The organism is Paraburkholderia sp. SG-MS1 (assembly GCF_012275575.1).
In the GTDB taxonomy this organism is placed as follows: Bacteria; Pseudomonadota; Gammaproteobacteria; order Burkholderiales; family Burkholderiaceae; genus Paraburkholderia.
Genome location: NZ_NPIH01000274.1, coordinates 22564 through 34810, shown reverse-complemented (window position 1 = coordinate 34810; position 12247 = coordinate 22564). Strand labels below are relative to the sequence as shown.

At 62.2% G+C, this 12247-nt stretch carries 12 protein-coding genes; 2 read left to right on the top strand and 10 right to left on the bottom strand.

Annotated features, from left to right (window positions below; all coding sequences use genetic code 11):
• Positions 1-163 precede the first annotated feature (163 nt).
• Positions 164-589 (top strand): PRC-barrel domain-containing protein, encoded by a 426-nt coding sequence (locus tag CIC12_RS27755; RefSeq protein WP_121323160.1) that lies wholly within the window; start codon positions 164-166, stop codon positions 587-589.
• 242 nt (positions 590-831) lie between these two features.
• Here CIC12_RS27755 and CIC12_RS27750 read toward each other — a convergent pair whose 3' ends face one another.
• The 9 genes from CIC12_RS27750 to CIC12_RS27710 all read right to left on the bottom strand — a co-directional run bounded on the left by CIC12_RS27750 (position 832) and on the right by CIC12_RS27710 (position 9986).
• Entirely contained in the window at positions 832-1842 is a 1011-nt protein-coding gene (locus CIC12_RS27750) for a DUF2891 domain-containing protein (protein WP_168668935.1), read from the bottom strand.
• Positions 1843-1853: 11 nt separating this feature from the next.
• Positions 1854-2807, bottom strand: coding sequence for a DUF979 domain-containing protein (locus CIC12_RS27745; RefSeq protein WP_168668933.1), 954 nt, complete (start codon positions 2805-2807; stop codon positions 1854-1856).
• Positions 2804-3493, bottom strand: coding sequence for a DUF969 domain-containing protein (locus tag CIC12_RS27740; protein ID WP_168668931.1), 690 nt, complete (start codon positions 3491-3493; stop codon positions 2804-2806). The genes CIC12_RS27745 and CIC12_RS27740 overlap by 4 nt, the downstream gene beginning before the upstream one ends.
• A 303-nt stretch (positions 3494-3796) precedes the next feature.
• Complete coding sequence (locus CIC12_RS27735; protein WP_168668929.1) at positions 3797-5221, bottom strand: aspartate aminotransferase family protein; 1425 nt, start codon at positions 5219-5221, stop codon at positions 3797-3799.
• Positions 5222-5292: 71 nt separating this feature from the next.
• On the bottom strand, positions 5293-6627 hold the full coding sequence (locus CIC12_RS27730) for a glutamine synthetase family protein (protein ID WP_168668927.1): 1335 nt from the start codon (positions 6625-6627) through the stop codon (positions 5293-5295).
• A gap of 33 nt (positions 6628-6660) precedes the next feature.
• A complete protein-coding gene (locus tag CIC12_RS27725; protein WP_168668925.1) occupies positions 6661-7458 on the bottom strand; it encodes a gamma-glutamyl-gamma-aminobutyrate hydrolase family protein in 798 nt (265 codons plus the stop codon).
• Between the two features lie 304 nt (positions 7459-7762).
• Positions 7763-7966 carry a hypothetical protein gene (locus CIC12_RS33390; RefSeq protein WP_168668923.1) on the bottom strand — a complete coding sequence of 68 codons (204 nt, stop codon included), beginning with the start codon at positions 7964-7966 and terminating at the stop codon, positions 7763-7765.
• A 328-nt stretch (positions 7967-8294) separates the two neighbouring features.
• Positions 8295-9323 carry a VTT domain-containing protein gene (locus tag CIC12_RS27715; RefSeq protein ID WP_168668920.1) on the bottom strand — a complete coding sequence of 343 codons (1029 nt, stop codon included), beginning with the start codon at positions 9321-9323 and terminating at the stop codon, positions 8295-8297.
• A gap of 246 nt (positions 9324-9569) precedes the next feature.
• On the bottom strand, positions 9570-9986 hold the full coding sequence (locus CIC12_RS27710) for a cupin domain-containing protein (RefSeq protein WP_168668918.1): 417 nt from the start codon (positions 9984-9986) through the stop codon (positions 9570-9572).
• 171 nt (positions 9987-10157) lie between these two features.
• Here CIC12_RS27710 and CIC12_RS27705 point away from each other — a divergent pair, with 171 nt between their 5' ends.
• Positions 10158-10763, top strand: a complete 606-nt coding sequence (locus tag CIC12_RS27705) for a peroxidase-related enzyme (protein ID WP_168668916.1) — start codon at positions 10158-10160, stop codon at positions 10761-10763.
• A 53-nt stretch (positions 10764-10816) separates the two neighbouring features.
• On the opposite strand, the gene CIC12_RS27700 is transcribed toward CIC12_RS27705, so the two are convergent.
• Positions 10817-12067 carry an MFS transporter gene (locus tag CIC12_RS27700; protein WP_168668914.1) on the bottom strand — a complete coding sequence of 417 codons (1251 nt, stop codon included), beginning with the start codon at positions 12065-12067 and terminating at the stop codon, positions 10817-10819.
• Between the last annotated feature and the right edge of the window lie 180 nt (positions 12068-12247).

Genomic DNA, 12247 nt, shown 5'->3' with positions numbered 1-12247 from the left:
CATGCGCGCCGGGCGGTGCCGACCCACGACGCGCCTCTCGAACGCGGCATCCACGACCCACCCTCACTGCAGCCTCGCGGCGCTATCTGTATGATCGTGCTGCAGCGATTCCCTCGGCGCAGCGCATGCGCTGGTCAAGTCTACTAAGAACGGAGTGAATGAGATGACGTTGGGCAAACTTGTTGTCGTAGTCGCGGTAGCTGCAACCAGTCTGGGTGCGCAGGCGCAGGTCGCCGGCACACAGACGCTGAGCGTCACGGTCGAACAGTCGAATGCGCTGCTGAGCGGCTGGAGCGTGAAGAAGAGCATTCTCGGCAAGGCCGTCTACAACGATCAGAACGAAAAGATCGGCACGGTGCGTGACCTGGTGGTCGCGCCGGACGGTTCGCTGTCGGCAGCGATCGTGTCCGCCGGCGGCTTCCTCGGCGTCGCGTCGCATGACGTCGCCGTGCCGATCGCCGCGCTCGATATTCATGACGGCAATTTCTATCTGGCAGGCGCGTCCAAGGCTGCGTTGAAGGCGACGCCCCAGTTCCAGTACAACAAGGTGCAGACGCCGCCGAAGCCGAAGAAGCTGACGGGGCAGTGAGGCAGGGAGCCGGTCGGCCGATCGGCTCTGATACGGTCGGCGGCTTGCGATCGGGTTGCCAATCGATAAGCGGCGCACGTGGCGCGAAGCGGTTGATGTTGTGAAAGCCGTTTCATGCTAACGGCGCCGCTATTGTATTGCTGAGGGGGTATGCGAGCCGTCCGGGTTCGAATAAGGCCCGTCAATAAGGCCTCAAAAAATCAGGCGAGAGCGCCACACCGCTGCCCCAAAAAACTCATCAATCAAGCCTCCAGAGCAAGCGTCGCGAAAGTACCTAGCCAGTGCTCGCCCATATAGTCACCGGCCACATGAGGCAACGCGCTTTGCAGATGACGCTCGGCGGTATCGCACAGCACGGTCCGGCGAACGTCGCCCGCGGGCAGCGCTCGCGCGAGCGAGCGCTGGCACCACGCACGGCTCAGATTCAGGCCGTCCAGGTGCGCGATCTTGCCGTCGCTGCGATCGGTCACGCTCACCGGTTCGAACAGCGTCGCGGGTTTCTTCGCACCGAGATCCGGCAAAAAGCGCCCGAGCCAGTCGACGAATTGCGCGGCCGGCAGCACGCGGCGCATCAACTCCGCTTCCATCAGCGAGGGCGAGAGGAACTCGTCGCCGGCCGGCTCCCAGGCCTGGCACGCGACGTCGTTCAGAAACCAGCGCTCCGCGGTGCTGACGAGCAGCGCTTCGAGCGAGCTGTGTGAAGTCTGGCGCGCAAAATCCAGCGTGAGCGCAAGCGCGAACGCCATGTTGAAGTGCGTGCCCACGCGTAGCGGGTAAGTCGCCTTCGGCAAAAATTCCTCGAAGCGTTCGACGAAAAACCCGGTGAGCGGCGCGAACGTTTTCGACCAGCGCGTCGCGTCCGCGAGTTTCAACGAGTGCAGCTGCGCGCTGAGCGCGAGCAGCCAGGCCCAGCCATATGGCCGTTCGAAACCGCGGTTGTGCGGCTGCTCGAGATACGCGAGTTCGCCGGCCACGTTGGCGTCGGTGAAATGCTCGTCGACCACCGCGATGATGCGCGCGGCCTCTGGCAGATCGGGAAAGCGCTCCAGCAGGTGCAGGATCAGCCAGTAACCGTGCACGCACGAATGCCAGTCGTAGCTGCCGTAGAAGATCGGATGCAAAGCTCGCGGACCTTGCACGTCCTGCGGTCCGGCGAGCGAGTGCGTCAGCTTGTTCGGATACTCGCGTGTGAGGTGAGCGAGCGCGAGATTGGCGAAACGGGACGCGATTTCGCGAGTGAGTTGAACGGTCATCGGCAGGCTCCTCAGAAGCGGAATACGAGCATATACAACAGTATGGTATTGACGATCAGCAATAGTAAAGCGGTCGGCCATTGCGCTTTGATCACGCCGTTCTGGTCTTTCAGCTCCAGCAGCGCCGCCGGCACGATATTGAAGTTCGCGGCCATCGGCGTCATCAAGGTGCCGCAAAAGCCGCACAGCATGCCGATCGCGCCAAGAATCGCGGGGTTGCCGTTGAATTGATGCACGATCAACGGCAGGCCGATGCCGGCGGTCATCACCGGAAATGCGGCGAACGCGTTGCCCATGATCATCGTGAAGATCGCCATACCGAAGGTGTACGCCGCGACCACCGCGAATGCGGAGTCGACCGGAATCCACGTTTTCACGAGATCCGATACCACGTGGCCAACGCCGGCAATCGCGAACAGTGCGCCGAGCGCGGCGAGCATCTGCGGCAGGATCGCGGCCCAGCCGACGGTGTCCATCGTGTGCCGTGCGTCCTTGAGCGCGTGCACCGGCGAATCGCGCAGCATGAACAGCGCCGTGACGAACGCGACGAGCGTGCCCATTACGAGCGAAATCAGCGTGACGTTCTTCGTTTCGACGAACGGTGCGTATTTCAGCGTCAATGTGCCGAGCAGCGTAATGACCGGAATCAGCAGCGCGGGAATGAACAGCTTGCTGCCAAAGCGCTGCGCATTGGCTTCGCGGCGCGCGGCGGCCGCTTCGCTGTTGCTGTCCGCGCGGCCTTTGCCGAGCCTGCCGGAACCGGCGATCAGCGCGAGCGCGATGGCGAGGCAGCCCATCACGAAGTGCGGCAGTTCTCCGCCGAACATGAACGTGATCGCGTAGATGCCCCAGAATAGAAAATTGACGACGCGGCGCGGATTGGAACGGTCTTGCAAATTGAAGAGCGCGAACGCGGCAAACATCAAACCGGCCAGCATATAGAGGGATTCGAGTTTGATCGTCATTGCGCGGCGCCCCCGCCCAATGTATTCATTTTGTGCGACAGGTTGCGGTCGAGCAGCATGAGCCGAACCATGTGAATCACGAGCGCGGCGACGGCGGTAGGAATCGCCCATACCGACACGTGCAGCGGTTCGACCACGATGCCGTTCTGTTCGAGAAAGCCTTTGATCAGCAGGATCGACTGGATCGCGATGAAAATGTCTTCGCCGAAGAACACCGCGATGTTGTCGACCGCCGACGCGTTGGCGCGAATCTGCTGGCGCACCGCATCGGGCAATTCGCCGTAGCGATTCGCGGCGGCTGCTTCAGCCATCGGCGCGATCAGCGGACGCACCATTTGCGCGTGACCGCCGAGCGACGTGAGCCCGAGCGCGGCCGTGACCTGACGAATCACGAAATAGAGCATCAGCACGCGGCCGGTGGTGGCGGCGTGAAGGCGCGAAATCAGGTGCCGCGCCTGTTCCTTCAGGCCGTTGCGTTCGAGCAGCGCGATCACCGGCAGCGTGAGCCAGATCAGGCCCATGTAGCGGTTATCCGCGAACGCCTTGCCGAAGGCGCTGACGATTTCCACCGGCTGCAGGCCGCCGGCCACGCCGGTGGCGACCCCCGCAATGGTCACCACGAGTAGCGCGTTAAAGCGCAATGCGAAGCCGATTACGACGATCGGCACGCCGATTAAAACCCACATAGGGGTCTCCTTGTTCTGTCTTCTGCCTGGTCGGAGTTGTGCCGCCGCCGTGTGTTCCGGCGCAGATTTGCCGGTTGGCAATGGCTGGCAGGCGACGGAATCTAACACGATAATTTATCGATAAATAGTCGGTAATTTCGGTTTATCGGGTAAACGCCAGGGTTGGATGGAGAGGCCTGCGCGAGCGCGTCCATCGCGGCATGGCATGCCGCGGGCGGACGGGCCGAGCGGCTGGATCTGCCGCGCTCGGCATGCGGCTCGATGAGCACGGGGATAGGCGGACGGGTGCCTTGCGTAACGCCTCTACGCCACGCCGAGTTGCCGCGCAGTGGAATCGATCGCCGCTTTGGCCTTCGAGACGATTTCGTCGATCTCGATCTTGCTGACCACGAGCGGTGGCGACAGCAGCATCCGGTCGCCGGTGGCGCGCATGATCAGGTTGCCGTTGAAGCAGAAGTCGCGGCAAATCGTGCCGACGTCGCCTCCATTGGCGAAACGCCTGCGTGCCGCCGGGTCTTGCGCAAGTTGCAGACCGGCCACGAGACCCGCGCCGGCAATCTCGCCGACGATGGGATGGTGGGCAAAGGTATCGCGCAGCTTTTTCTGGAAGTACGGGCCAATATCCGTTTTGACGCGCTCGACGATCTTCTCGTCGCGCAGCAGCCTGAGATTGGCGAGCGCCACGGCGGCCGCCACCGGGTGGCCGGAGTAGGTGAGGCCGTGATTGAAGTCGCCGCTCTCGATGATCACCTTGGCGACCCGGTCATGTAGGCCGACCGCCCCCATCGGCACATAGCCGCTCGTCAGCCCCTTTGCGAGCGTGATCAGATCGGGCTCGAAACCGAAGTGCTGATGGGCGAACCACTCGCCCGTGCGGCCGAATCCGCCGATCACTTCGTCGGCAACCAGCAGAATGTCGTACTTGCGGCAGATGCGTTGAATCTCAGGCCAATACGTCGACGCCGGGAAGATCACACCGCCCGCCCCCTGGAAAGGCTCGCCGATAAACGCGGCCACCTTGTCCGCGCCGATTTCGAGGATCTTCGCTTCGAGCTGCTGCGCGCGCGCCAGCGCGAATTCTTCCGGCGTCTGCTTGTCTTGCGCTTCGCCGAAGAAATACGGCTGATCGATATGCACGATGTTGCCGACTTTCGACAGCATCTGTTCATGCATATAACCCATGCCGCCGAGCGTGCCGCCCGCGATCGTCGAACCGTGATAGCCATTCTTGCGCGAGATGACAAACTTTTTCGCGTGCTTCTGCTGTGCCGCCCAGTACTGATGCACGATGCGCAGCACCGTGTCGTTGCCTTCCGAGCCGCTGTTGCAATAGAAGAAGTGCTTGAACGGCTCCGGCGCCAATTCCGCGAGCAAGGCCGACAGTTCGATCACCGGCGGATGCGTCGTCTTGAAGAAGGTGTTGTAGTAGGGGAGTTCCTGCATTTGCCGGTATGCGGCGTCGGCGAGTTCCTTGCGGCCATAGCCGACGTTCACGCACCAGAGCCCCGCCATGCCGTCGATGATCCGGTTGCCTTCCGAGTCCCACAGATACACGCCTTGGGCTTTGACGATCACGCGGCTGCCGCTGCGATTGAGCGAGCCCATATCCGAAAACGGATGAATGTGATGGGCGGCGTCGAGCGCGCGGTATTCGGCGGTGCTGCGCGACGCGCTCTGCCCACCTTGCGCGAGTTGCATGTAAGCGGCTTCTTCGATTCCGTAGCTCATACTGCCTCCAGATTTTATGTTTGCATCGGATAACGACGTCGTAAGACTGGGCCTTTTTATTTGATCCGGTCTCAAACGTGCAGCAGCAAATGCCGGCGTTCCCACGAACTGATCACGCGAAAAAACGCCTCGTACTCGGTCTCTTTCAACGCCAGGTAGGCTTTGACGAATTTCTCGCCGAGTACTTCGGCAATCGGTTCGCAGGCGGCCATCAGCGTCAGCCCTTCTTCGAGGTTGCGCGGCAATTGATACGGCAACGCATAACCGTCGCTGAGCAGCGGTTCGGTGGCGTCGAGTTGCTGTGTCATGCCGAGATAGCCCGCGGCCAGCGTCGCGGCAATGGCCAGATAGGGATTGCAGTCCACGCCCGGAATGCGGTTTTCGATGCGGCGCGCGGCCGGTCCCGAATGCGGAATGCGAAAACCCACTGTGCGATTGTCATAACCCCAGGCGACGTTGATCGGTGCGGCCATGAAGCGCGAAAGACGGCGATAGGAATTGATGTACGGCGCGAAAATCGGCATCAGCGCCGGTGTGTACTTCTGCAAGCCTGCGATATACCTCGTGAACTGCACCGTCGGCTTGCCGTCCGCGCTGGTAAAAATGTTCTCGCCGGTTTCTTCGTCGATGAGACTTTGATGCATGTGCATTGCCGAACCCGGTTCGCTTTCCATCGGTTTGGCCATGAAGGTTGCATACATCTTGTGGCGCAATGCCGCTTCGCGCACCGTGCGTTTGAACAGGAACACGCTGTCGGCGAGCTTCAACGGATCACCGTGCATGAAGTTGATTTCCATCTGCGCGGCGCCGACTTCATGGATCAGCGTATCGACTTCCAGTTCCTGCACCTCGCAGTACTCGTAGATGTCTTCGAAAAGCGGATCGAATTCGTTGACCGCTTCGATCGAATACGACTGCCGTCCTGTTTCCGGCCGGCCCGTGCGGCCGATGGGCGGTTGCAGCGGCAAGTCCGGGTCCTTGTTCATGTCGACCAGATAGAACTCGAGTTCGGGCGCGATGACCGGCTTCCAGCCTTTGGCCTTGTAGAGTTCGAGTACCCGGCGCAATACGCGGCGCGGCGAGATCGCGACCGGTGTTCCGTCGAAATGAACGCAATCGTGAATCACCTGAGCAGTTGGATCGACGGCCCATGGAATCATCCGGATGGTGGCCGCGTCGGGCACGCACACCATGTCCGGATCGGTGACGCCGGTGAGCGAACCGTCTTCGGGATACTCGCCCGTGACGGTCTGGATCATCACCGCCTGCGGCAAGCGCATGGACTCGCCGGATTCGAACTTGCTGCGCGGAATGATCTTGCCGCGCGCGATTCCGGCCATATCCGGAATGATCGCTTCGATTTCGGTGACGTGATGCTTCTTCAGAAAATCGTCGATGTCGTGCATGATTGTTCTCTCAGTTTTTGATGCGTGACCGGCTCAAACCTGCATGGCGGCGGATGCAAATGCCGCACCGCAGCCGGTCTTCGTGCGCATTCGATCGCGGCACGCGTCGCCGAACGTGCGGAAGATCGCGGTGGAGAGCGGGTCGTCGGCGTACTTCCACTCCGGGTGCCACTGCACGCCCAGTGCGAAAGCGCATGCGTCGTTCACGCTGAGCGCTTCGATCAGGCCATCCGGTGCGATGGCTTCGGCAGTGAGACCTACGCCCAGGCGTTCGATGCCCTGGCCGTGCAGGGAATTTACGCGCGCCTCATGCGCGTTGCCCGCAAGACGCTGCAGCAGGCCGCCTCGCATCAACGTGATCGAATGCGACGCCGCGTATTGCGCGTCGAGCTCGTCGTGTTTGTTCTCGCGATGGTCGTTCATGCCCGCCACGGCGTGAACGCTTTGATGCAGGCTGCCGCCGAACACCACGTTCATTTCCTGGAAGCCCCGGCATATGGCCAGCACCGGTACGCCGGCAGCGAGCGCCGCGCGCATCAGCGGCAGTGTCGTCGCATCGCGTGCGGCGTCGTGCAGCGTGCCGGGCGCACTGGGATGGCCGCCGTAGCGATGCGGCTCGACGTTTGAATAGCTGCCGGTAAACAACAGTCCGTCGACTATCGGCAGCACGTCTTCAGCGGACTGACGTTCACCGAGCGCAGGCAGCAGCATGGCCAACGCCTGCGAGCCATCGACAATCGCCGCAATGTATTTCTCGCCGACTACATGCGACAGGTGGGCTCCGAGCATCGTTCTGTCGGCGCTGATGCCGACCAGGGGTTTGTTTCGCATAGCGAGGTGTGTGATGGGAATAGCGCTAAAACGCGGCGCGACATGACCCCGCGGCCGCGCACAATGCGCGAGGCCGCCAGGAGTTCGCGTGCTGTCGCTGTCGAGGAAAGACGCGCCGCGCGCCGCAGCAGGAATGGCCGCTCGATTCGATCCGCCGCAGTGCGCGAGTCACGGAGCCGCGTTAAGCGGCACAAAGCGTCCGCCCAAAGCGTCCGCGCAAAGCGCAGGGACGGCAGACAGCACCGCCCATACGCACGAACGCATAGGCAAACGGATGGAACGAATGGCGAAAAGGAGGGAGGCGCTACGGCAGCAGCGAGGCGACTTCGTCCGTTCGCACCGCAATGAAAGCGCGCGCGGAAACGGAGTTGTGACGTCGAACTGAACGGCGGGACAGGATCGGAAAGACGGACAGGAAGCGGCGGAACGTAAGGCTGCCGTTGCTGCCGTCGGCGATGGCGCTGTCAGCGAGCGTACAACCCGCCTGACTGCGATTCCATCTAACCAAAGGGCCTCGGACTCTCACGATTACACTCGACTGGCAACGTTGAAAGTGTTGAACGGCCTGCTCGAAATCCGCACGGGGCGTTTAAAGAAACAGACCGCTGGCACGATCGTCTCGAAGCGTGCGAAATGAATTCGCTGTGCCGCAGAACATCGTGCGATGTTTTTTGGCATGCGCGAGACGACCGCCTGGTAACTAGCATATACGAGCCAATAAGGCCGTCAAACCCCTTTTATAAAAAAGATGGACCGGGATTTACCCAATGGTGCTATTACTCAAGTGATCAAAAAGGATTCAATATTCATTGCGCACATGGCACCGATCGCCGCGCTCACTCCGCGAGCCTCGCACGCACCGTGTATTCATCCTCGGCACCTGAATGATCATGATCCTCGATCATATGGGCCATTGCCGTATTGAAGTCCGGCGGCAGCGGTTCGACCGGATAGCCGCGTTTCTCCCACGCGTCGAGTCCGCCCTTCAGCGCGCGGATATGATGGATGTTCTTGCGATGCAACTGGGCGACGATGCGCTTGGCCGTCGCCTCGTTGGGGCACACGCAGTAGACCACGATCGGCCGCTTCAGGAACTCGGGATGAATCGGATCAGGTGAATCGAGATCGAGCGGCCGCGCGCCGGCAATCCGGTGCGACTCCTTTTCGCGCACGCTGGGTGGGCGCGCGTCGAGAATCAGCGGCGGCTCATTCGACTTCATCAACGCGTCGAGCTGATCCGGCGTAATGCGCGTATGCGCGAGCCAGCGGCGAAACTGCCAACGGCGCACCCAGCGATACAACAGCGCGGCCACGAAGATCGCCGCGAAAGCATCGAAGATCGTGCCGCCGTTTTGCCGCACGAGCAGCACCAGTTGCACGATCTGATCGTGCAACGCGGCGCCGCCGATCACCCACACGCTGGCCCACAACGTGGCGCCGACGAGATCCCACCACAGAAACACGCCGACACTGATCGCGGTCGTGCCGAGCAGCGGTGCGGAAATCAGCCCGAGTCCCGGCAGAAACTTGGCGATCGTGAGAATCGGCGCACCGTAGCGCTCATAGGTGTTGCGCGCGACGCGCACCGTGGTATCCAGCGAAAGGGAGAAGCGCACCAGATAGTTCAGCAGACGCCGGCCGTACGCCCGTCCGGTGAAGAACCATAGCGAGTCGGCGATCAGCGTCGCGGCAACCGCGGCGAACACGACGTTGACGTAAGAGGTTTGCCCCATGGCGGCCATGGTGCCGCCGAAGATCAGCATCGGCGCGGCGGGAATCGGCACACCGAGCTGCGTGATGAGCACGCTCATGAAAACGGCCCATACGCCCAGCGAGGAGGGAATAGCAACCGGGAAATGCCACACAACCGCGCTCCTGAGAAGGCAATGAAAGGAAATGAAACGAAGTCAGGCTCTCGCCGCGCATGGCGAACACGCATCCGCGCGAAGAGCGGATTTAAGCACAGGTGGCGAAAGGGCGCAGGGAGTGCAGCCGAACGCCGCGTGGATTTTAGCTGGGTTAGTCGGCAGGAAGCCGCGCGCGAACCGGCTGGCGTGAAGCAATGGGCCGGTTGCCAGCGCGAATCGAAAGAGGCGGCGGATCCGGTCAGATCACGCGTCGGCGGCCGGGTCGTAGGGCACCACGCGTTCGTGTTCGTCCGGATGGTTGCGCGCGACGATGGCGCGCGCGGGGCGGCTGTCGTCGAGATTGAAGGGCTGATGCGGCACGCCCGGAGGAATGAACAGAAAGTCGCCCGCTTCGGTAATCACGGACTTGCGCAAACCCGGACCATAGCGGGTCTCGATTTTGCCTTCGAGCTGGAAGATCGCGGTTTCGTAGTCGGCGTGACAGTGCGGCTCGGCATGACCGCCCGGCGGCACCACCACCATATACATCGACAAACCCGTGGCGCCCGCGGTGCCCGCGGAGATGCCGACAAAGTAAGGCAGCCGCTGGGTCGTCATCATCTCCCGCTCGGGGCGCACCTTGACGACCGTGGCCTGCGCTTCGCGCAAAACGTCTGACATGGTTTCTCCTGTGCTGGTCGCCGCCGCTGCTCGGGGTTCAGCTCACGTTCGCCGAGACTGCAAGTCTAGACGATAGGGGCGTCGAAATCAGACCTTGTCGAGCGCGCAGCAGCTGGGGCGGCGATTGCTACAATCGTCTTTGTGCACCACGAGATATAACGGAGACATCGCATGACAAAAGCTCAACCAATCAGCCGCTACCCCGTGCCGCAGCCGGGCGAATGGCCGGACGACGTCCGCGCCCGCATCCTTGAAGTGCAGGAGAAAGCCGGCTTCGTGCCGAATGTGTTTCTGACGCTCGCCCATCGTCCCGACGAATTCCGCGCGTTCTTTGCCTATCACGACGCGCTGATGCTGAAGGACGGTGGCCTCACCAAGGGTGAGCGCGAAATGATTGTTGTCGCCACGAGCGCCGTGAACGCATGCCTCTATTGTGTGGTCGCGCATGGCGCGATTTTGCGCATCTACGAGAAGGCGCCGATGCTTGCCGATCAGGTCGCCGTCAATCATCGCAAAGCGGACCTCACCGCGCGGCAGAAGGCGATGCTCGACTTCGCGCTGAAGGTGTGCCGCGAATCCGGCACAGTCGGCGACGCCGATTTCGAAACGCTGCGCGAGCACGGCTTTAGCCATGAAGACATCTGGGATATCGCGGCGATTACCGCATTTTTTGGTCTGTCGAACCGGATGGCCAACGTGATATCGATGCGCCCGAACGATGAGTTCTATCTGATGGGGCGCGTGCCGAAAGACGCGGCGGAGAAGCCGAAAAAATAACCGCACGGATTGATCCGCTATTCATATCGAATCGAGGCGCGGAACAAGCCCACTCACGCACGCACTGGTTCGCCCCGAAGCGGGGGCTTGTTCACCGTGGTGTCATCGATCGGAAAATGCAGCATCGCCGCGGCGAGCCCGGCGACAACCGTCGCTTCCCACAGCAGCGAATACGACCCCGTCAGATCGAACACCAGGCCGCCTAGCCACGCGCCGAGAAACGAGCCGATCTGATGGCTCAGGAAGCACACGCCGAACAGACTGCCGAGGTGGCGCGTGCCGAACACTTTCGCAACCAGCCCGCTCGTGAGCGGCACGGTGCCGAGCCAGGTCAAGCCCATCACGGCCGCGAAAATCACCACGGACGCGGCGCTTTTCGGCAACACGAAGAACGCGCCGATCGTGACGCTGCGAATCAGGTAAAGCCAGCCGAGCACATGATGCTGCCGGAACCGGCCGCCGAGCCAGCCGCACGCCCAACTGCCCGCCATGTTGAACAGGCCGATCAATGCGAGCGCGGTGGCGCCGAGCCCGAGCGGCATGTGACAGAGCGACAGATACTCGGGCAGATGCGTCGCGATGAACGCAAGCTGGAAACCGCACGTAAAGAAGCCGAGGGTCAGCAGCCGGTAGCCGCGATGGCGGGTCGCCAGCGCGAGCACCTCGCGCAGCGGCGCGGCAGGCGCTTCCTGCACCGGCGTGCCGACTCGCGCACGCCGGTCGAGCAGGATGCCGAGCGGGGCGATCGACAGCATCAGGAAGGCGAGCACGAAGAGCGACGTGGCAACACCCGAACTCAGCCGGATGCCTTGCACGAGCGGAATCATCAGCACCTGTCCCGCCGAGCCGCCCGCGCTCACCAGCCCCATCGCCATGCTGCGCTTCTCCGGTGTTGCAATGCGGCCGACCGCAGGTAACACGACGCCGAACGTCGTGCAACTCACGCCGATGCCGACCAGCAGTCCCATGCCGATGATCAACAGCGTGCTGTTCGGTGCCACGGCCGCGAGCCCGAGGCCGGCCGCGAACGTCGTCGCGCCGAACGCGACCACCGGCGCCGAGCCGTAGCGGTCGGCGGCGGCGCCCGCGAACGGTTGCGCGAAACCCCACACGAGATTGTGCAGCGCGATGGCGAACGCGATCTGCGTGACCGGCAAGCCGCGGTCGAACGAGAACGGACCGATGAAAAGCCCGAAGGTTTGGCGGATGCCCATCGCCGCGCTCAGGATCAGCGCGCCAGCGAGGATCACGAGCATCGTCGGGTTGATGACGGGGGCGAAGCGTTTGCTATTGGTGCTCGACATGGTTCTGATCTCCTTGGACACCATGGTCGCAGCGAGCGTCGGAAGCGGCAAAAGAAAAGTTTTCGCCGACAGGTGAGGGTGGCTCACCTGTGCGGCGCTACGTGAGATTCGGATTCAGATTCAACCAGACGCGGTTCTCGAGCCCGGGCCCTTGGCATCGGCGGGCGTATCGAACTGCCC

Coding starts and splice junctions, on each gene's coding strand:
- CIC12_RS27735 (WP_168668929.1), bottom strand. CDS start 5,221: ATGAGCTACGGAATCGAAGAAGCCGCTTACATGCAACTCGCGCAAGGT.
- CIC12_RS27710 (WP_168668918.1), bottom strand. CDS start 9,986: ATGTCAGACGTTTTGCGCGAAGCGCAGGCCACGGTCGTCAAGGTGCGC.
- CIC12_RS27705 (WP_168668916.1), top strand. CDS start 10,158: ATGACAAAAGCTCAACCAATCAGCCGCTACCCCGTGCCGCAGCCGGGC.
- CIC12_RS27745 (WP_168668933.1), bottom strand. CDS start 2,807: ATGACGATCAAACTCGAATCCCTCTATATGCTGGCCGGTTTGATGTTT.
- CIC12_RS27750 (WP_168668935.1), bottom strand. CDS start 1,842: ATGACCGTTCAACTCACTCGCGAAATCGCGTCCCGTTTCGCCAATCTC.
- CIC12_RS27740 (WP_168668931.1), bottom strand. CDS start 3,493: ATGTGGGTTTTAATCGGCGTGCCGATCGTCGTAATCGGCTTCGCATTG.
- CIC12_RS27730 (WP_168668927.1), bottom strand. CDS start 6,627: ATGCACGACATCGACGATTTTCTGAAGAAGCATCACGTCACCGAAATC.
- CIC12_RS27725 (WP_168668925.1), bottom strand. CDS start 7,458: ATGCGAAACAAACCCCTGGTCGGCATCAGCGCCGACAGAACGATGCTC.
- CIC12_RS27700 (WP_168668914.1), bottom strand. CDS start 12,067: ATGTCGAGCACCAATAGCAAACGCTTCGCCCCCGTCATCAACCCGACG.
- CIC12_RS27755 (WP_121323160.1), top strand. CDS start 164: ATGACGTTGGGCAAACTTGTTGTCGTAGTCGCGGTAGCTGCAACCAGT.